At 71.0% G+C, this 20,125-nt stretch carries 16 protein-coding genes; 13 read left to right on the top strand and 3 right to left on the bottom strand.

The genetic code is table 11. The features are described 5' to 3' along the window. The first annotated feature begins 87 nt into the window (after positions 1–87). Positions 88–1,224 (top strand): glycosyltransferase family 4 protein, encoded by a 1,137-nt coding sequence (locus QQY66_RS09840; RefSeq protein ID WP_301978751.1) that lies wholly within the window; start codon positions 88–90, stop codon positions 1,222–1,224. On the opposite strand, the gene QQY66_RS09835 is transcribed toward QQY66_RS09840, so the two are convergent. Continuing rightward, entirely contained in the window at positions 1,221–2,864 is a 1,644-nt protein-coding gene (locus QQY66_RS09835; protein ID WP_301978750.1) for a PucR family transcriptional regulator, read from the bottom strand. The genes QQY66_RS09840 and QQY66_RS09835 overlap by 4 nt on opposite strands. A 93-nt stretch (positions 2,865–2,957) precedes the next feature. Here QQY66_RS09835 and QQY66_RS09830 point away from each other — a divergent pair, with 93 nt between their 5' ends. Continuing rightward, on the top strand, positions 2,958–3,917 hold the full coding sequence (locus QQY66_RS09830; RefSeq protein ID WP_301978749.1) for an LLM class F420-dependent oxidoreductase: 960 nt from the start codon (positions 2,958–2,960) through the stop codon (positions 3,915–3,917). On the opposite strand, the gene QQY66_RS09825 is transcribed toward QQY66_RS09830, so the two are convergent. Continuing rightward, positions 3,904–5,286 (bottom strand): FAD-binding oxidoreductase, encoded by a 1,383-nt coding sequence (locus tag QQY66_RS09825; RefSeq protein ID WP_301978748.1) that lies wholly within the window; start codon positions 5,284–5,286, stop codon positions 3,904–3,906. The two genes, QQY66_RS09830 and QQY66_RS09825, sit on opposite strands and share 14 nt — an antisense overlap. A gap of 69 nt (positions 5,287–5,355) precedes the next feature. Next, positions 5,356–7,158 carry a glycoside hydrolase family 15 protein gene (locus QQY66_RS09820; RefSeq protein ID WP_301978747.1) on the bottom strand — a complete coding sequence of 601 codons (1,803 nt, stop codon included), beginning with the start codon at positions 7,156–7,158 and terminating at the stop codon, positions 5,356–5,358. 459 nt (positions 7,159–7,617) lie between these two features. Here QQY66_RS09820 and QQY66_RS09815 point away from each other — a divergent pair, with 459 nt between their 5' ends. The 11 genes from QQY66_RS09815 to QQY66_RS09765 all read left to right on the top strand — a co-directional run bounded on the left by QQY66_RS09815 (position 7,618) and on the right by QQY66_RS09765 (position 19,992). Further along, a complete protein-coding gene (locus QQY66_RS09815) occupies positions 7,618–9,267 on the top strand; it encodes a CTP synthase (RefSeq protein WP_301978746.1) in 1,650 nt (549 codons plus the stop codon). A gap of 81 nt (positions 9,268–9,348) precedes the next feature. After that, positions 9,349–9,975, top strand: coding sequence for an NUDIX hydrolase (locus QQY66_RS09810; RefSeq protein ID WP_301978745.1), 627 nt, complete (start codon positions 9,349–9,351; stop codon positions 9,973–9,975). 161 nt (positions 9,976–10,136) lie between these two features. Beyond that, the gene (locus QQY66_RS09805; RefSeq protein WP_301978744.1) at positions 10,137–12,194 is read left to right on the top strand and encodes a tetratricopeptide repeat protein; all 2,058 of its coding nucleotides are present in this window, start codon (positions 10,137–10,139) and stop codon (positions 12,192–12,194) included. A 130-nt stretch (positions 12,195–12,324) separates the two neighbouring features. Continuing rightward, on the top strand, positions 12,325–13,449 hold the full coding sequence (gene ald / locus QQY66_RS09800; protein ID WP_301978743.1) for an alanine dehydrogenase: 1,125 nt from the start codon (positions 12,325–12,327) through the stop codon (positions 13,447–13,449). Between the two features lie 373 nt (positions 13,450–13,822). Further along, the gene (locus QQY66_RS09795) at positions 13,823–15,001 is read left to right on the top strand and encodes a ParA family protein (protein WP_301978742.1); all 1,179 of its coding nucleotides are present in this window, start codon (positions 13,823–13,825) and stop codon (positions 14,999–15,001) included. Next, on the top strand, positions 14,986–15,570 hold the full coding sequence (locus QQY66_RS09790; protein ID WP_301978741.1) for a hypothetical protein: 585 nt from the start codon (positions 14,986–14,988) through the stop codon (positions 15,568–15,570). The genes QQY66_RS09795 and QQY66_RS09790 overlap by 16 nt, the downstream gene beginning before the upstream one ends. 18 nt (positions 15,571–15,588) lie before the next feature. Further along, a complete protein-coding gene (locus QQY66_RS09785; RefSeq protein WP_301978740.1) occupies positions 15,589–16,632 on the top strand; it encodes a ScpA family protein in 1,044 nt (347 codons plus the stop codon). Next, the gene (scpB, locus tag QQY66_RS09780) at positions 16,629–17,279 is read left to right on the top strand and encodes an SMC-Scp complex subunit ScpB (RefSeq protein WP_301978738.1); all 651 of its coding nucleotides are present in this window, start codon (positions 16,629–16,631) and stop codon (positions 17,277–17,279) included. Before QQY66_RS09785 ends, scpB begins: the two co-directional genes overlap by 4 nt. 11 nt (positions 17,280–17,290) lie before the next feature. Continuing rightward, positions 17,291–18,379: a pseudouridine synthase gene (locus QQY66_RS09775; protein ID WP_301978737.1), complete on the top strand. Its 1,089-nt coding sequence runs from the start codon at positions 17,291–17,293 to the stop codon at positions 18,377–18,379. A 96-nt stretch (positions 18,380–18,475) separates the two neighbouring features. Beyond that, positions 18,476–19,438, top strand: a complete 963-nt coding sequence (locus QQY66_RS09770) for a sigma-70 family RNA polymerase sigma factor (protein WP_301978736.1) — start codon at positions 18,476–18,478, stop codon at positions 19,436–19,438. Continuing rightward, the gene (locus QQY66_RS09765) at positions 19,435–19,992 is read left to right on the top strand and encodes a TIGR03086 family metal-binding protein (RefSeq protein ID WP_301978735.1); all 558 of its coding nucleotides are present in this window, start codon (positions 19,435–19,437) and stop codon (positions 19,990–19,992) included. The genes QQY66_RS09770 and QQY66_RS09765 overlap by 4 nt, the downstream gene beginning before the upstream one ends. Positions 19,993–20,125 lie beyond the last annotated feature (133 nt).

Below are 20,125 nucleotides of genomic sequence, written 5' to 3'. Positions count from 1 at the left end.
GGGATCCAAGCGGTACACCCCCTCCGCTCGATCCTTCTGTACGTTTCTTCGTGACCGCCCGACGCCGAACCAGGAGCCCCCGGCCACGTGAGCCCCGTGAGCAGCCACTCAGCGACCGGCCAGTCGCCGCTGCGCACCGTGCAGGTGCTCGGCGGAGGCAACGCCGGCAGCAGCGCACACGTGCGTTCGCTGGCCTCGGGGCTCGTCGCTCGGGGCGTGCGGGTGACCGTGTGCGCCCCCGCCGAGGCCGACCGCGCCTATGACTTCACCGGCGCCGGAGCCGAGCACGTCCATGTGCCGCGCAGCAGCGATCCGACCTCCGTGGCCGCGCTGCGGGCGGTGTGCGCGGACGCCGACCTGGTGCACGCGCACGGGCTGCACGCCTCCTTCCGCGCCGCGCTCGCGCTCAGCGGGCGGCGCACTCCGCTCGTCGTGACGTGGCACAACCGCGCGCATGCCGAAGGGGCCCGCGCCCATCTGCTGCGGATGCTGGAGCGACGGGTCGTGAAGGCCGCGTCGGTGGTGCTCGGGGCGTCCTCGGACCTGGTGGATCTGGCCCGCCGCACCGGTGCGCGTGACGCCCGGCTCGCCGCCGTCGCCCTGCCCGGGCCGCGCAGGCCGGTCGAGCAGGACGACCCCGACCGGCTGCGCCCCAAGCTGCGGGCCGAACTCGGCGCGACCGGCCGCCCGTTGCTGATGGCCGTCGGCTCCCTCGACCGGCACCGGGGCTACGAAACGCTGCTGGACGCCACGCGCGCGTGGCGCCGCCTCGACCCCGTGCCGCTCGTCGTGATCGCCGGGGAGGGCCCGCTGCGGGCCGACCTCCAGCGGCGGATCGAGGACGAGGGACTGCCCGTCCGGCTCATCGGGCTCCGCGACGACGTCGGCGAACTGCTCGCCGCCGCCGATCTCGCCCTGCTGCCCAGCCGCTGGGAATCGCGCTCCGTACTCGCGCAGGAGGCCCTCCACGCGCGCGTGCCGCTCGTCGCCACGGCAGTCGGCGGCAACCCGGAACTAGTCGGCGACGCCGCCGAACTCGTGCCGTACGGCGATGCGGAAGCGCTCGCCGACGCGGTAGTACGCCTCCTCGCGGACCCCGAACGCCGGGAACTACTGAAGGAGAAGGGCGCACGGCAGGCCGCCAGTTGGCCCACCGAGGACGAGACCGTCGCCCAAGTCCTCAGCGTCTACGACGAGTTGACGCAGCCCAGGCCCATGATCTAGGGCACGTGTCGGCGTGCGCGCAGCGCCAGGCTCAACGCCAGTACCGTCTGCGGGTCGTCGAGGTCCGTGCCGAGCAACTCGCCGATGCGGGCGAGGCGGTTGTAGAGGGTCTGCCGGTTCAGATGCAGCTCGCGGGCCGTCTCCGCCTTGCGGCCGGCATGGGCCAAGTACGTCTGCAGGGTGGGCAGCAGCGGGGGCTTGGACTTGCTGTCGTGGTCGCGGACCGGGCCGATCGCGCGGTCCACGAAGGCCGCCAGGTCAGGGTGGTCGCGCAGCCGCCACAGCAGCAGGTCGATGTCGAGGCGGCGGGCGTCGTACCAGGGACGGTCCGTCAGGCCCTGCGCCGCCGTCGCCGTCTCGGCCGCGTGCCTGAGGCCCGCCGACGCCGCCGCCCAGCCGCCGGCCACCCCGACCACCACGACAGGCGGCTGCGCGCCCGGCCGCTGCATCCCGGCCCGTTCCACACCCGCCCGCAGCGCCGCCGAGACCCGGTCCGCGACGGGCGCCCGCTCCGACTCCGACCGCAGCCCGAGCAGCACCAGGACACGGCCCTCCACCGGCCGTACACCGAGCAGCACCGGCACGCCCACCGACGCCAGCTCCTCCGAGACCGCACGCGCCAGCACCGCCCAGCCACCGCCCGGCGACAGTGCGTCCCCGAGCCGCATCACCACGGGCATCAGCGGGCTGTCACCCGGCTTGAAGCCCAGCACGCGCGCCTGCGCGGGCGCGTCCTCCGCCGTGATACGGCCTTCGGCGAGGTCGGTGAGGAAGTCGCCGCGACCACGCGCCGCCAGCTCCTCCTCCTGGCGGGCCTGCATCAGCACCACGGCCAGGATGCCCGCGGCCCGTTCGGCGGCGATGCGGTGCACCGGCGCCAGCGGGGCCCGCACCGGCAGCAGCGCGAGACGGGCGCGCACCGACCCCGCTCCCGGCCCGCCGCCCGGCACGTCCACGAGCACCGACCCGGCCGGCGGCGGGGCGTCCTTGTGCTGGCCGCGCAGCCCCTCCCACACCTGGAGCGGATCCGCGCCCTCGGGCCCGGCACCGGCGGCATACAGCAGCTGCCCGTCCGTCGTCTCCAGGAAGACCGGGTTGCCGCAGAAGTCGGCCAGGATCCCGAGCACCTGCGGCACCCCGCCACCGCCCAACAGGGCCTCCGTACAGCGCCGGTGCACCTCTTCCGCCCGCTGCAGCAGCGCGTAATGTCCGTTGACGATCTCGGTGTGGATCTCCTCGGTGACCGTCACGAAGGGCACCTCGCGGTGCAGCTGGACCAGGGGGAGCCCGGCGCTGCGGGCCGTCTCGACAAGGGCGGCGGGCAGGCGGGTGAAGCGCGGGCCCAGCTCCACCACCAGGGCCGCGATCCCGCGCTCGGCCAGCGTGCGGACGAACGCGCGCTGATCGGCCGGACGGGTGCCGAGCCCGTATCCCGTCGTCAGGAGCAGTTCGCCGCCCTTGAGCAGCGAGGCGATGTTGGGGACCTCGCCCGCATGGACCCAGCGCACCGTCCGCTGCAGCCGGTCGGCGCCCGCGAGCACTTCGGGGAGTCCGCTGCGCAGCCCGGGCAGCTCCAGCGCCCGCTGAACGGTGATCCCGGCGCCCTGGCTCTCGAAACGGCTGTCCGTGCGGCTGTCCATGCTGCGGACGGTACCTGCGCGGACGCTCCCGCAACATCTCCGGGACGATCTTCATCGCGGTTGAGGGGATCGCGGCCGGGTAAGCGCGCCGCCATGGACTTCAGCGTGGTCGCGGTTGCGCGAGAGGACGACAGTGCCGTCGAGGAGCCGCTCAGGGTCGCAGTGGTCGCCGATCGGCTCGGGTACCGCGAGGTGTGGGCCGGTGAGGGGCCGACGTGGGACGCGTTCGTGCTCGCCACGGCGATCGGGCGGGCCACCGAGCGGGTCGCGCTGACCGCCGGGCCCGTGGCCGTGTCCGTGCGCGACCCGTTCACGATCGCCCGGGGCGCCGCCTCCTGCGCCGCCGTCACCGGCCGGCCGGTCGGGGTGGCGCTGGGCACGTCCAGCAAGCGGGTCGTCGAGGGCGTGCACGGGCGCACGCGGGTCCGGCCCGCCGCCGCACTGGAGGAGAGCGCGGCTGCCGTACGAGAGCTGCTGCACGGCGCGTACGGTGAGCCGGTCGTGCCCGGCAGCGCTTTCCGGCGGCGGCAGCAGCAGCCCGGCGGACCGCTGACCGTGGCCGCGTTCGGCGGCCGTGCGATCGCCACGGCCGCCGCGCACGCCGACCGCATGCTGCTCGACATCGTCTCCCCGGAGCAGGTCCGCACCCTGCGCGCCCGGATGATCGACGCCGCGGAGCGCGCGGGCCGTACGTCGCCACCGACCCTGGCCGCCTGGCTGCCGGCCGCCGTCGATCCGGACCCCGACTCCCTCGCGCAGGTCCTGCGGAGCATCGCCGGGTATCTGACCGTGCCGGGCTACAGCGACGTGTTCGAGGCGGCCGGTTTCGGGGAGGCCGTCGAACTGGCCCGTACCGGTGCCGACCCCGGCACACTGGTGCGGGCGCTGCCCGCTCAGGCGGCGGATATGGTCGGCCTGGTGGGCGACGTCGACGCCGTACGCGCGCGTGCCGAGGAGTACGCCGACGCCGGGCTCGACGAGATCGCCCTCGTCCCGGCGACGGCGGGCGACCCGGGCGGAGAGCGCACGCTGACGGCCCTCAAGCAGGCCTGATGTTGTGGTTGAAGCGGAAGACGTTGTCCGGGTCGTACTGCCGCTTCAGAGCTTCGAGCCGCCGATGGTTCTCGACGCCCAGACCGGCGATCACCCGCTCCGGGCCCTCGTCGCCGATGAAGTTCAGATAGACCGCGCCGGTGCTCCACGGCCCGGCGTCGGCGCGGACGTCGCGGACCCACTGGATGCACCGCTCGTCGTCCGCCGGGTCCTGCCACATGCCGTACGGGTGCACCGCCCACGGCGCGTCACGGTAGGGCACCGGAAAGTCGTGCGGGCCGGCGGTGATCGCACCGCCCTGGGGGAGCAGCACGAACTGGGTGCCGGTCGGCACGGGCATGCCCTGGGCGCCGGTGCAGAAGACGGCCACGTAGTTGTCCGGTGCGCCGGTCAGATACTCCGCCGACCAGTAGTGCCGCATGCCGGGCGGATCGTCGATCATGCACTGCACGTCGGCGTACGGCATCGCGCCGACGATCTCCGCCTCGTGCTTCAGCGCCAGCAGGGGATCGGCGTACTTGCGCATGTCCTGCTCCGCACCGGCGTACGTCAGAAGCACGCCGCACACCAACTCGCCGACCAGGGACGGCGGTACGAACTCCTCGGGCGGGCCGGAGAAGTACAGGGCGCCGCCGCTCAGCTCGTCCGGGCCGGACTCGATCACGTCGCGGAAGGTACGGACGGCCGCGGGCGCGAACTCCGGCTCGTACAGCAGCATCGCGATGGCGAACTCGGGCAGTTCGTGCAGCTTCAGGGTGAGCGCGGTGGCGATGCCGAAGTTGCCGCCACCGCCGTGCAGCGCCCAGAACAGTTCGGGGTTCTCGTCCGCGTTCGCGTGCACCCGGTTGCCGTCGGCGGTGACCAGCTCCACGCCGAGCAGATTGTCGACGGCGAGCCCGCACCAGCGGTCCAGCCAGCCGGTGCCGCCGCCCAGGACGAAACCGCCCACACCGGTCGTCGAGGCCCTGCCACCCGTGGTCGCCAGGCCGTGCGGCTGGGTAGCGCGGTCCACATGGCCCCAGGTGGCCCCGCCCTCGACCCGTACCGCCTCGGCTCCCGGATGGACGGTCACTTCGTGCATCCGGCGCAGGTCGACCACCAGACCGCCGTCGTTGACCGCCATGCCCGCCACGCTGTGTCCACCGCCGCGCACGGCGATGTTGAGGTCCAGCTCCCGGCCGAACCGCACGGCCCGGGCGACGTCATCGACGTTCGCGCACTGCGCGATCACGGCGGGCCGCCGGTCGATCATGGTGTTGAAGACGGCGCGCGCCTCGTCGTAACCGGGATCCCCGGGAGCGAACACCTCACCGGCCAGATCCTCACGCAGCGCGGTGAGGGCCGCGCCCGCCTTCGAGAGGGAAGCCATGGCTGCCCCCTTCCATGCCGGGGCAATCGCTTGCTCCCAGCCTAGGCGGGCGCGTCACAAGAGTCCTGTTCAGCCGCCGTACGCCCCCGAGGCCGTCAGCCGCAGTGCCGTGTCGATCAGCGGGACGTGGCTGAAGGCCTGCGGGAAGTTGCCGACCTGGCGCTGCAGGCGCGGGTCCCACTCCTCGGCCAGCAGACCGAGGTCGTTGCGCAGTGACAGCAGCTTCTCGAAGAGCTTGCGGGCCTCGTCGACGCGGCCGATCATCGCCAGGTCGTCGGCCATCCAGAACGAGCAGGCCAGGAACGCCCCCTCGTCGCCGGGGAGGCCGTCGACGCCCTCGTCCTCGCCCTGTGTCGGGTAGCGCAGGATGAAGCCGTCCTCGGTGGACAGCTCGCGCTGGATCGCCTCGATGGTGCCGATGACCCGCTTGTCGTCCGGCGGCAGGAAGCCCATCTGCGGAATCAGCAGCAGCGAGGCGTCCAGCTCCCTCGAGCCGTACGACTGTGTGAAGGTGTTGCGCTCTTTGTCGTAACCCTTCTCACACACGTCCCGGTGGATGTCGTCGCGCAGCTCGCGCCAGCGCTCCAGCGGGCCGTCCGCGTCGCCGGACTCGATCAGCTTGATCGTGCGGTCGACCGCGACCCACGCCATGACCTTGGAGTGCACGAAGTGGCGGCGCGGGCCGCGCACCTCCCAGATGCCCTCGTCCGGCTCGTCCCAGTGCCGCTCCAGATAGCGGATCAGCTTGAGCTGGAGCAGCGAGGCGTAGTCGTTGCGGGCCAGGCCCGTCATGTGCGCGAGGTGCAGGGCCTCGGTGACCTCGCCGTACACATCCAGCTGGAGCTGGTGCGCGGCGCCGTTGCCGACCCGGACCGGGGCGGAGTTCTCATAGCCGGGCAGCCAGTCCAGCTCGGCCTCGCCCAGCTCGCGCTCGCCCGCGATGCCGTACATGATCTGCAGGTTCTCGGGATCGCCGGCGACCGCGCGCAGCAGCCACTCGCGCCAGGCGCGGGCCTCCTCGCGGTAGCCGGTGCGCAGCAGCGAGGAGAGCGTGATCGCCGCGTCGCGGAGCCAGGTGTAGCGGTAGTCCCAGTTGCGGACGCCGCCGATCGCCTCCGGCAGGGAGGTGGTGGGGGCGGCGACGATGCCGCCGGTCGGGCCGTACGTCAGCGCCTTGAGCGTGATCAGCGAGCGGATCACCGCCTCACGGTAGGGGCCGTGGTACGTGCAGTGCTCCACCCAGTCGCGCCAGAAGCCCTCGGTCGCCTCCAGCGACTGCTCCGGCTCCGGCAGCGGCGGCGGCTCCTTGTGCGAGGGCTCCCAGGAGATGGTGAACGCGATCCGGTCGCCCGGTCCGACGGTGAAGTCCGAGTACGTCGTGAGCGACTTGCCGTAGGTCTCGGCGGATGTGTCGAACCACACGGAGTCGGGGCCCGCGACGGCCACCGTACGGCCCTCGTGCCGGTGCACCCAGGGGACGATCCGGCCGTAGGAGAACCGCATCCGGAGCGCCGAGCGCATCGGGACGCGGCCCGAGACGCCCTCCACGATCCGGATGAGCTGCGGGGCGCCGTCACGCGGGGGCATGAAGTCGATGACCCGGACCGTGCCGCGCGGGGTGTCCCACTCGGACTCCAGGATCAGCGAGTCCCCGCGGTAGGTGCGCCGGGCCGCGACGGGCGGCTCGGCGTCGGCCGCGTGCGCGGGGCCGAGCCGCCAGAAGCCGTGTTCCTCGGTGCCCATCAGACCGGCGAAGATGGCGTGCGAGTCGAAGCGGGGCAGGCACAGCCAGTCCACTGTGCCGTCCCGGCAGACCAGGGCAGCGGTCTGCATGTCTCCGATGAGTGCGTAGTCTTCGATGCGCCCGGCCACGTGCAACTCCAGTCGAACGGCCACGTCACCCCACAAGGGGGCTGTCGCTAGTGCGGTCAAGGGGTCTTTGTCATGCGTCGTTGAGCGATGAAGCAAATCAGTCGCTCATGCCGTGAGGCAAAACAACAGTCGTTGCTCAACGAACTGACGAGCTCTCGTTGTTCCGGTGGGTACGGGCTGGGGTGGTGCCGTTTTGCCGGCCGGGCTCGGCAGCGAGTGTCCGAGCAGGATACGACGCACGTAGATGATCTGCGTGCCGCTCCGGGCAACGCGGGTGCGCTGAACGGGTGAGCAACGGGTGAGAAAGAAGTAAGCGGTACGTGTCCGTGCCGACCCGTGTGCGGAGCGTGGCCGGAAGCCGTCGTCCCCTGGCGCTGATACCCTGGTAGCCCGTGGACCGGTGGGAGAAAAACCCCGGAACGCAACCCAGACCGCGACCACGGGAGCCCCCTCTTGGCCATGCCGCCCAAATCCACGACGACCAAGCACATCTTCGTCACCGGGGGTGTCGCCTCCTCTCTCGGCAAGGGCCTGACGGCCTCCAGCCTCGGCATGCTGCTCAAGGCCCGGGGCCTGCGCGTCGTGATGCAGAAGCTCGACCCGTATCTGAACGTCGACCCGGGCACGATGAACCCGTTCCAGCACGGTGAGGTCTTCGTCACCAACGACGGCGCCGAGACAGACCTGGACATCGGGCACTACGAGCGCTTTCTCGACCGTGACTTGGACGGCTCCGCCAACGTCACTACAGGGCAGATCTACTCGACGGTGATCGCCAAGGAGCGGCGCGGCGAGTACCTGGGTGACACCGTGCAGGTCATCCCGCACATCACCAACGAGATCAAGCACCGTATCCGCCGCATGGCCACCGACGAGGTCGACGTCGTGATCACCGAGGTCGGCGGCACCGTCGGCGACATCGAGTCGCTGCCGTTCCTGGAGACGGTTCGCCAGGTCCGGCACGAGGTCGGCCGTGACAACGTCTTCGTCGTCCATATCTCGCTCCTGCCCTACATCGGCCCCTCGGGAGAGCTGAAGACGAAGCCGACCCAGCATTCGGTTGCGGCGCTCAGGAACATCGGTATCCAGCCGGACGCGATCGTGCTGCGCTGCGACCGCGAGGTGCCCACCGCGATCAAGCGCAAGATCTCGCTGATGTGCGACGTCGACGAGTCGGCCGTGGTCGCCTGCCCCGACGCCAAGTCCATCTACGACATCCCGAAGACCGTGCACGGCGAGGGCCTGGACGCCTATGTCGTCCGCAAGCTGGACCTGCCCTTCCGTGATGTGGACTGGACGACCTGGGACGACCTGCTCGACCGCGTCCACAACCCCGACCACGAGATCACTCTCGCGCTGGTCGGCAAGTACATCGACCTGCCCGACGCCTACCTCTCGGTCACCGAGGCGCTGCGCGCGGGCGGCTTCGCCAACAAGGCCCGCGTGAAGATCAAGTGGGTCACCTCGGACGACTGCAAGACCCCGGCCGGCGCCAAGGCCCAGCTGGAGGACGTCGACGGCATCTGCATCCCGGGCGGCTTCGGCGACCGCGGTGTGCTCGGCAAGGTCGGCGCGATCAAGTACGCCCGCGAGAACAAGATCCCGCTGCTCGGACTCTGCCTGGGCCTGCAGTGCATCGTGATCGAGGCCGCGCGCAACCTGGTCGACATCTCGGACGCCAACTCCACCGAGTTCGACTCCGCCACCGGCCACCCGGTCATCTCCACCATGGCCGAGCAGCTCGACATCGTCGCGGGCGAGGGCGACATGGGCGGCACGATGCGGCTGGGCATGTACCCGGCCAAGCTCGCCGAGGGCTCCATCGTGCGTGAGGTGTACGACGGCAAGGAGTACGTCGAGGAGCGGCACCGTCACCGGTACGAGGTGAACAACGCCTACCGCGCGGAGCTGGAGAAGAAGGCCGGCATCGTCTTCTCGGGCACCTCGCCGGACGGCAAGCTCGTCGAGTACGTCGAGTATCCGCGTGACGTCCACCCCTATCTGGTCGCGACCCAGGCGCACCCCGAGCTGCGCTCGCGTCCGACGCGTCCGCATCCGCTGTTCGCCGGGCTGGTGAAGGCCTCGGTCGAGCGGAAGAATTCCAAGTAACACACCAGTTGTACGGTTGCCGGGGTGCGTACCTTCAAGGTCGCGCCCCGGTTTTTTCCTGCACATCCGGAAGGACACGGCATGACCATCAAGGACACTCCCGAGGAGTGGGAGATCCGGGCGACGGAGACCCCCTTCGTGGGCAACAAGACCTCCGTCCGCACCGACGAGGTGGTCATGCCGGACGGCTCGGTGGTCCGCCGTGACTACCAGGTCCACCCCGGCTCCGTGGCTGTCCTCGCCCTCGACGACGACGGCCGTGTCCTGCTCATCAGGCAGTACCGCCACCCCGTACGGCAGAAGCTGTGGGAGATCCCGGCCGGGCTGCTCGACATCCCCGGCGAGAACCCGCTGCACGCCGCCCAGCGCGAGCTGTACGAGGAGGCGCACGTCAAGGCCGAGGACTGGCGGGTGCTGACCGACGTCTACACCACCCCCGGCGGCTGCGACGAGGCCGTACGGATCTTCCTGGCCCGCGATCTGTCCGAGGCCGACGGGGAGCGCTTCGAGGTCGAGCACGAGGAGACCGACCTGGAGTACGCGCGCGTGCCCGTCGACGAGCTCGTCCGGGGCGTGCTCGCGGGCGAGCTGCACAACAACTGCCTGATCGTGGGCGTCCTTTCACTGGTCGCCGCCCAGCAGGGTGACGGACTCGACGCCCTGCGCCTCGCGGACGCGCCCTGGCCGGCGCGTCCCTTCGAGGCCTGAACACGGTTGGCCCACACCCGGTGTGACCATCGGCTGATCCGATCGGGCGACGTGTCCGCCGCGCTCCTCATGGAACGTTGCAGAGCGTGAACTAGGCTCTGAAAATGCCCGAGCCGGAGTCCCGGCGGGTTGGCACGTGTGGTGGGACGGGAGTGTGGCCCGTGACGGATCAGGCGGTGGACACTGGTGGCGTGCAGCTGTCCGCACACACTGCTGCGGAGTCTCGATTCCTGGGCCGCACACGGGAGTTGAAGGAGCTGCGCGCCGACATCGAGCGCGCGGGACTCGACACCCTCTCCGGCCGCAAGGCCCCCCGCGCGCGCGTGCTGCTGATCGCGGGCAGGCCCGGCTCGGGACGTACCGCACTCGGCGAGGAGCTGGTACGGCAGGTAGCGGACCGTTACCGGGACGGAGTGCTGCGGGCGCGACTGAGCGAGCCCGACGGCACCCCCGTCCCCGTCGAGCGCACCGCCCGCGAACTGCTCACCGCCCTGGAACTGCCGACCCCGCCCGGCGCCCGTGACGACGACCTGGCCGAGGTGCTGCGCACCGCCCTCGCCGACCGGCGTGTTCTGCTCCTGCTCGACGACGCCGCCACCGCGGAGCAGGTCGACGCGCTGCTGCCGGACACCGCGGAATGCCTGGTCGTCGCCGTGTCCGGCGGCCCGCTGACCGGGATCGCGGACGTCCGCCCGTGCACCCTGGGCGGCCTCGACACCAAGTCGGCTGTGGAACTGCTGTCCCGGCACACCGGCTCGGTCCGCATCACCGTCGACCCGCGGGCCGCCGAGGGACTCGTCGAGGAGTGCCAGGCCCAGCCCGCCGCGCTGATGCTGGCGGGCGGCTGGCTCGCCGCCCGCCCTAAGGCGGCCGTCGCCGACTTCGCCAAGCAGCTGCATGCGGAGGGTGACGACGGCACGCCGCTCAGCCGGGTCTTCCGGCTCGCCTACGCGTCCCTGCCGAGCACCGCCGCCCGGATACTGCGCCTGCTCTCCCTCGCCCCGGCCGGCCTGATCGACCCGCACACCGCCTCCGCGCTCGCCGGCTGCTCGGTGGACGGCGCCCGCACCGCCCTGGACGACTTCGTCTCCCTCGGCCTGCTGCGGAGCGTGCCCGCGCCGCTGCCGCAGTACCAGGTCCCCGGCTGTCTGCACCCCCTGCTCAAGGCGCTGACCGAGACCCAGGACCGCCCCGCCGAGCTCCAGCTCGCCCGCGCCCGCATGCTGGAGCGGACCGTGCGGCTGCTGCAGTCGTGCCGGGCGATCACCGAGACCGACAGCCCGCTCGCGCGGGAGAAGCTCGTCGGCATGCCGCGCTCCCTGCGCTTCCCCAGCCCGCGCGCGGCGGCCGACTGGCTGACCGTCCGCAGGCCCGCCCTGCTCGCGTCGGCGCGGCTCGCGGTCGCCGACGGGGAGCTGGACACTCTCGCCCGGCGCCTGATGGCCCAGCTGGTGCGGGCGATGGCGGCCCACTTCGGCACCCGGGCCGCCGCATCCGACCTGTACGACATCCACCGCCTGGTCCTCGATGTTGCCGAGCGCCGCAAGCTGCCCCGCGAGAAGGCCGCCGCCCTGCTGAACCTCGGTGATCTGGACGCACAGACCGGCCGTTCCGCCGAGGCGCTGGTCCGCTATCGCGCGGCTCTGGACGCCGGACGCGAAGCAAACGATCCGTATGCGACCGGGCGCGCGATGGAATCCGTAGGCGGCGCGCACCAGGAGCTGGGGGACTACGACCGGGCCGCCGACTGGTTCGGCCGGGCCCTCGCCGAGCGGCTGGCGCGCGACGAGCGCGAGGACGCCGCCCGGCTGTACGGCCGTATCGCCGCGGCCCACACCTATGCGGGCCGCTACGGCGAGGCGCTGCGCTGCTGGCGTGCCGCGGTCGCCGGGTACCGCAAGAACGGCGATGTGGCCGCCCAGGCGCGGGCGTTGAGCGAGCTGGCGCGGGTTCAGGAGTACGCGGGACGGCCCGAGGAGTCGCTGCGCACCTGTCACGAGGCGATCGAGTGGGCCCGCCGCGCCGAGGACGTACGGCTGCAGGCAGCGCTGCAGCTCAGGCTCGCCGACACGCTGGACCGTCTCGGCGACCCCACTGCCGCTCGACTGCATCGCGGGGCGGCCGAGCGCATGCTGGGTGAGGAGCTCCCGGAGAGTGATCCAGAGCCGGAACAAGGTCCTAACGCCTGCGAAATCCGCAGTACATCCGACGAAGATTGAAGTAATGAAAGGCTAGACAGCGGGAACACCTTCATTAGACTGGCTCTGCCGCACCTTCTCCTGCGGTGTCTCCTGGTGTGCCCACGCACGTCCGGGTAAGTCTTGTAATGCACCCTCTGAGCCAAGGACCGTGATCGACGTGAAGGTCGGCATCCCCCGCGAGGTCAAGAACAACGAGTTCCGGGTGGCCATCACCCCCGCCGGCGTGCATGAGCTGGTGCGCCACGGCCACCAGGTCGTGATCGAGCGCGACGCCGGTGTCGGATCCTCGATCCCGGACGCCGAGTACGTGGCCGCGGGCGCTCAGATCCTGGACACCGCCGACGAGGTGTGGGTCACCGCCGACCTGCTGCTGAAGGTCAAGGAGCCCATCGCCGAGGAGTACCACCGCCTCCGCAAGGACCAGACGCTCTTCACCTACCTGCACCTGGCCGCGTCCAAGGAGTGCACCGACGCGCTGCTGGAGTCCGGCACGACCGCGATCGCCTACGAGACCGTCGAGCTGCCGACCCGTGCGCTTCCGCTGCTCGCCCCGATGTCCGAGGTCGCGGGCCGGCTGGCCCCGCAGGTCGGCGCCTACCACCTGATGCGCGCCAACGGCGGCCGCGGTGTGCTGCCCGGCGGTGTCCCCGGCGTGGCGGCGGGCCGGGCCGTCGTCATCGGCGGCGGCGTCTCCGGCTGGAACGCCGCGCAGATCGCCATCGGCATGGGCTTCCACGTGACCCTGCTCGACCGCGACATCAACAAGCTCAAGGAGGCCGACAAGGTCTTCGGTACGAAGATCCAGACCGTCGTCTCCAACGCCTTCGAACTCGAGAAGGCCTGCCTCGATGCCGACCTCGTCATCGGCGCCGTGCTCATCCCGGGCGCCAAGGCGCCGAAGCTCGTCACCAACGAGCTCGTCTCGCGGATGAAGCCGGGAAGTGTCCTTGTCGATATCGCGATCGATCAGGGCGGCTGCTTCGAGGACTCGCGTCCCACCACGCACGCCGAGCCGACCTTCCCGGTCCACGGCTCGGTCTTCTACTGCGTCGCCAACATGCCCGGCGCGGTGCCCAACACCTCCACCTACGCGCTCACCAACGCGACGCTGCCGTACATCGTCGAGCTCGCCGATCGAGGCTGGGTCGAGGCGCTGCGCCGTGACCCCGCGCTCGCCAAGGGCCTCAACACCCATGACGGCAAGGTGGTTTACCGCGAGGTCGCAGAGGCGCACGGGCTGGAGCACGTGGAGCTGGAGTCGCTGCTCGGCTGAGGCACGCCGGACCGCCCCGCGCGGCTAAGTCACCTTTTCGTAAAGGCGATACGTCAACACGGCCCGTCAACCTCGCCCACCCGGCCGGACCTTGCCCGACAAGGTCCGGCCGAGTGTGTGTATGGTCACTTTGCGGCTCTCGGTCAACTCGCCTCGAACGTAACCCTTGAACCGATTCGTACACCGGTGAAACCTGCCGTGCGACGGCCGTACGCCCTTGACAGAGGGATGTTTCATTGCCGACACATCCTGCCGGGTACGGCGGATTGTGTTGCTGCGGACGCCCGACACGCCATAGAGTCGCCAACCGTCGGCATGGTGCCACGCTGACCTGTCTAGAAGTTTCCTGGTCACCAAGGAGGTAAGACGACTTGTGAATGAGTCGACATTTTCTCCCGGGGGTGGTCAACCAGGAACGCCTGCACGGGCCGAGCGCCCCGCGGGGTTCGAGGCTGTCGGCTCCGTAGCGGTGCGCACCTTCGCAGCCCAACAGAGTCACTTGAAGTCAGGTGTGACTCAGCCAGCACACCAGAGCATGGATGGCCATCACGTGAACGCCATGGCCGGCGACGGAAGTGGCGCGCCCCACAACCACTTCGCCGACTACGACGAACTGCCCGACGGGCACTTCTACGATCCCGACGCGGAGTACGAGCCCGACCCCGAGTACGCGGCCACGCTCGCGCCCGACGCTGCCCGCCAGCGCCGCGAACGCATCGGCCCGACCGGACGGCCGCTGCCGTACTTCCCGATCCCGGGTCCGCTGACCGACCACGGTCCCGCGAAGATCATCGCGATGTGCAACCAGAAGGGCGGCGTCGGCAAGACGACGTCGACCATCAACCTGGGTGCCGCGCTCGCGGAGTACGGACGCCGAGTCCTGCTCGTGGACTTCGACCCGCAGGGCGCGCTGTCGGTCGGTCTCGGCGTCAATCCGATGGAGCTCGACCTCACCGTCTACAACCTGCTCATGGAGCGGGGCATGGCGGCCGACGAGGTGCTCCTGAAGACCGCGGTCCCCAACATGGACCTGCTCCCGAGCAATATCGACCTGTCGGCCGCCGAGGTACAGCTGGTGTCCGAGGTCGCGCGCGAGTCCACGCTGCAGCGGGCGCTCAAGCCGCTGATGGCCGACTACGACTACATCGTGATCGACTGTCAGCCCTCGCTCGGCCTGCTCACCGTGAACGCCCTGACGGCGGCTCACAAGGTGATCGTGCCGCTCGAGTGCGAGTTCTTCGCCCTGCGTGGCGTGGCGCTGCTGACGGAGACGATCGAGAAGGTCCAGGAGCGGCTCAACCCGGAGCTGGAGCTCGACGGGATCCTCGCCACGATGTACGACTCGCGCACCGTGCACAGCCGTGAGGTGCTCGCGCGTGTCGTCGAGGCGTTCGACGATCACGTCTACCACACGGTCATCGGCCGCACGGTCCGCTTCCCGGAGACCACGGTCGCCGGTGAGCCGATCACCACGTACGCCTCCAACTCCGTCGGTGCCGCCGCCTATCGCCAGCTCGCCAGGGAGGTGCTCGCCCGGTGTCACGCCGAGTGAGTCTGCCGGGGGCCGACGAACTGTTCCGTACGACAGGGGGGATGGCGCTTCAGGCGTCCACTCCCCGGCGCCAGGCCAACGGCGAGGCCCGGGTGCCGGCTCCGGCGGGGGAGAGCGACGCCGCTGCCGCGGATGACGCGCCGCAGTCGGTGCCCGCGCAGGGCGGTGACGGCGACGGGGCCGAGCATGTCGCGTCCGACGCGGAGTCGGCCGACGCCGGTGAGTCCCGCAGCCGCTCCGCCGCGGCGGAGCGCTCCGCGCGACGTCAAGGGGCGCAGGAAGGTTCTGGCGGTGGTGCGGCGGCCGCGTCCGCTCAGCCCCGCAAGCGCGGGGGGCGGGCCGCCGCACGCCGGCCCAGCGGCCGGGAGCGGCACGACGAGAAGATCACCGTGTACGTGTCCGCCGAGGAACTCATGGACCTGGAGCACGCACGGCTGGTGCTCCGCGGTGAGCACGGGCTCGCGGTCGACCGCGGGCGCATCGTGCGCGAGGCGGTGGCCGTGGTGCTGGCCGACCTGGAGTCCCGTGGGGACGCGAGCATCCTCGTACGCCGGCTCCGTGGGCGGTAGCGGTAGCCTGCGGGGGCTATGACCTCGAACGACCTTCCCGCCCCTGCGTCCGGCTCCGCCGGGCGTCGGCGTGCGTTGGGGCGGGGGCCGGGCGCTCCGCGGGTCGAGCCGGTTTCCGAGGCGGCGCCGGTCGGCGTGGAGCCGGAAGCCGTGGCTCCCGAGGCGGTTGTCCCCGAGCCGGAACCTGTAATTCCCGAGGCGGTTGTTCCTGAGGCCGTCGAGCCGGTCCGGCAGGACGACGGCGAGTCCAACGGTGTCTTCAAGGTTCGGCTGTCCAACTTCGAGGGCCCCTTCGACCTCCTCCTCCAGCTGATCTCGAAGCACAAGCTCGACGTCACCGAAGTGGCCCTCTCCAAGGTCACCGACGAGTTCATGGCGCACATCAGGGCGATGGGCCCGGACTGGGACCTCGACCAGACGACCGAGTTCCTGGTCGTCGCGGCCACGCTGCTCGATCTGAAGGCGGCGCGTCTGCTGCCCTCCGCGGAGGTGGAGGACGAGGCCGACCTCGCTCTCCTCGAAGCACGTGACCTGCTCTTCGCTCGGTTGCTGCAGTACCGCGCGTACAAGCAGATCGCCGACATCTTCAGCCGCCGGCTGGACGAGGAGGCCCGCCGCTATCCCCGTACGGTCGGACTGGAGCCCCACCACGCCGAGCTGCTGCCCGAGGTCGTCATCAGTATCGGGGCGGAAGGGTTCGCCAAGCTCGCCATCAAGGCGATGCAGCCCAAGCCCAAGCCGCAGGTGTACGTCGACCACATCCACGCACCGCTGGTCAGCGTGCAGGAGCAGGCCGGGATCGTGGTCGCGCGCCTGAAGGAACTCGGGGAGGCCAGCTTCCGCTCGCTGATCGAGGACACCGAGGACACCCTGACGGTCGTAGCCCGATTCCTGGCGCTGCTGGAGCTGTACCGGGAGAAGGCCGTGGCGCTGGAGCAGGAGACCGCCCTGGGGGAGCTGATGGTGCGCTGGACCGGTGGGGAGGGGGACGCGGAGCCGATGGTGACCGACGAGTTCGACCGGCCGCCCGAGCCGCCCAAGGACGAGGAGAAGAAGGCGTGAGCGAGGAGACCACCGAGCTGCCGGCCGGGCTGCGTGCCGTTGCCGATCTGGAGCTGAAGCCCGCCCTGGAGGCCGTCCTCATGGTCGTCGACGAGCCCGCGACCGTGGAGCACCTCGTGAAGATACTGGAACGGCCCAAGCGGCAGATCACCAAGGCGCTGCGGGAGCTGGCCGACGACTACACCGTGCAGGGGCGCGGCTTCGAGCTGCGGCTCGTCGCGGGCGGCTGGCGTTTCTACACCCGCCCCGAGTTCGCGCCCGCCGTGGAGCGGCTCGCCCTGGAGGGCCAGACCGCCCGGCTCACGCAGGCGGCGCTGGAGACCCTGGCCGTCGTGGCGTACCGGCAGCCCGTCAGCCGCAGCCGCGTCTCGGCGGTGCGCGGAGTGAACTGTGACGGGGTCATGCGGACCCTCCTCCAGCGGGGTCTCGTCCAGGAGGCGGGCACGGAACCCGAAACAGGTGCGATCCTGTACACGACGACGAACTACTTTCTGGAGCGGATGGGCCTACGCGGTCTGGACGAGCTCCCGGAGCTCGCGCCCTTCCTCCCGGAGGCGGAGGCGATCGAGGCCGAGACCCAGGAAGGGGTGCCGTCGTTCGACCCGGACGCACCCGATGCGCCCGGTGCAGACGACGCAGACGACTAGACGGAACTTTGATGCGAAGCAGCGGCAGCGGCAAGAGTGGCGGGACCGGCGGGCGGGGTAACAACCGCGGTGCCGGCAACAACAGGGACCAGAAGCAGGGGCAGGGCCAGGGTCAGGGCCGTCCCAGCAAGCCCCGCCCCGAGGAGCGCCGTTACGACGTGGGCCCCGGCGGGAGCCATGAGGGCCCGAAGTCCGGGCGTGGCAGCTCCGCGCGCGGGGGCGCCAAGGGCGGGCCCAAGCAGGGCCAGGGCGCCGGGCGGGGGCGCTGGGCTCCGGCCACGTCCCGTGAGTACGACGCCCGGGCCGAGGAGCGCAACCGCGAGCGGTACGCGGGCAAGAAGGACGTCAAGCCGCCCAAGACCTTCCCGGGCGCCGAGCAGGAGGGCGAGCGGCTGCAGAAGATCCTCGCGCGCGCGGGCTACGGCTCCCGTCGTGCCTGCGAGGAGCTCATCGAGCAGGCGCGGGTCGAGGTCAACGGCGAGATCGTCCTGGAGCAGGGCAAGCGGGTCGACCCGGAGAAGGACGAGGTCAAGGTCGACGGGCTGACCGTCGCCACGCAGTCGTACCAGTTCTTCGCGCTGAACAAGCCCGCCGGTGTCGTCTCGACGATGGAGGACAACGAAGGGCGTCAGTGCCTCGGTGACTACGTGACGAACCGCGAGACGCGGCTCTTCCACGTCGGGCGGCTCGACACCGAGACCGAGGGCGTCATCCTGCTCACCAACCACGGCGAGCTGGCGCACCGGTTGACCCACCCCAAGTACGGCGTGAAGAAGGTCTACCTCGCGCACATCGTGGGCCCGATCCCGCGTGACCTGGGCAAGCAGCTCAAGGACGGCATCCAGCTGGAGGACGGCTACGCGCGCGCGGACCACTTCCGGGTCGTCCAGCAGACCGGCAAGAACTACCTCGTGGAGGTCACTCTGCACGAGGGGCGCAAGCACATCGTGCGCCGCATGCTCGCGGAGGCCGGCTTCCCGGTCGACAAGCTGGTGCGCGTGGCCTTCGGCCCGATCACCCTGGGCGACCAGAAGTCGGGCTGGCTGCGACGGCTGTCGAACACCGAGGTCGGGATGCTGATGAACGAAGTCGATCTCTAGAAGCGGGTACGTGACGGCCGGTCCCGGATTTTCTTTCGGGCCGGCCGATTCGTTTTGGCGCTCCCCGCGGTCTTCATCGGTGACGGAGGGAGCGGCATGGCTGCGACGACGACGGACCGCGAAGAGTTCGTACGGCTGACGGATCAGTACCGGCGGGAGCTGCTGGCGCACTGCTACCGGATGCTGGGCTCGGTCGACGAGGCCGAGGACCTGGTGCAGGAGACGTATCTGCGGGCGTGGCGGTCCTACGACGGCTACGAGGGCCGGGCCTCGCTGCGGACCTGGCTGCACCGGATCGCCACCAACACCTGTCTGACGGCGCTGGAGAGCCGTACGCGCCGTCCGCTGCCCCGCGGGCTCGGGGCGCCCTCTCAGGCGCCTGAGGAGCCGCTGAGGCCGCCTGAGACGGACGTTCCGTGGCTGCAGCCGCTGCCGGATTCGCTCATCGACCCCGTGACCGTCGTCGCCGCGCGCGGCAGTCTGCGGCTCGCGCTCGTCGCCGCGCTGCAGCACCTGCCCGCGCGGCAGCGGGCCGTGCTGATCCTGCGGGACGTGCTGGCGTGGCGGGCGGCCGAGGTCGCCGCGTTCCTCGGGACCTCGACGGCGGCCGTGAAAAGCACCCTCCAACGCGCGCGTGCCCGGCTCGACGAGGTGGCGCCCGACAAGAACCTCGTCGTGGAGCCGGAGGGCGCGGCCGACCGGGAGGTGCTCGACCGGTATGTGGCCGCGTTCGAGACCGCCGACGTGGACGCGCTGGTCGAGCTGCTCCAGGACGGCGTCGAACTGGAGATGCCGCCCTATCTGGAGTGGTTCAGCGGGAGGAAGCACGTGCTGCGGTTCCTGGAGCTGCGGGCGGGCGAGAAGGGCCTCATCCGGATGCTGCCCACGCGCGCGAACGGACAGCAGGCCGCGGCGATGTACAAGCGGGAGGCGGACGGTGTCTACCGGGCGCACTCGATGCAGGTGCTCACGGTGTCGGAGGGTGCGGTCGAGCGGATGACCGTCTTCATCGATCCGGGACTGTTCGAGCGCTTCGGGATGCCGGAGGTGCTGTCGTGAACTCCGGGGAGCTGTTGGAGCGTTCGCTCGCCTACGCGCTGGGGTGCGTGGCCGGGGTGGAGCGTGCGGGGCTGGGGCGCCGGACGCCGTGTGCGGAGTGGGACCTGGAGGATCTGCTCGGGCATCTCGGTGACTCGCTGGACGCGCTGCACGAGGGGCTGACCGGCGGGCGGATAGCGCTTGTGCCCACGCGTCCCGGAGCCGACCCGGCGTGCGGCGTCCGCACGCGCGCGTGCGCGGTGCTCGGCGCCTGGGCGGCGTCCGGTCCCCGCGACCGGGTCCTGGTCGGCGAACGGCCGCTGGACGTGCGGGTGATGGCCGCCGTGGGTGCCGTCGAGATCGCCGTGCACGGCTGGGACGTGGCCCAGGCCTGCGGGCTGCCACGGCACATTCCGGGCCCGCTCGCGGTCGAGTTGCTGCCCGTCGCCCGGCATGTCGTGGCGGACGCGGACCGAGGAGTGCGGTTCGCCGCGCAGCTCGCCGTGCCCATGTCCGCACGACCGGAAGCACGGCTGCTGGCGTTCCTCGGGCGCCGCGATTCCTTTCCGGGGTGAGCCCGGTCTGCCTTCCGTGAGTATCTCGTGCCCTCACGGAAGGAGCCGCGCCGACTTCGGGGCGAGCGTCTCTGATTGGCTCAACGATCCTGCGAACTGCGCTGGATCAACACGCGGGACAAACAACGCCCCG

The sequence above is a fragment of the Streptomyces sp. DG2A-72 genome (assembly GCF_030499575.1).
Taxonomy (GTDB): domain Bacteria; phylum Actinomycetota; class Actinomycetes; order Streptomycetales; family Streptomycetaceae; genus Streptomyces.
The sequence above is the reverse complement of the archived record's forward strand: the minus strand, read 5'-3'. Positions and strand labels throughout refer to the sequence as shown.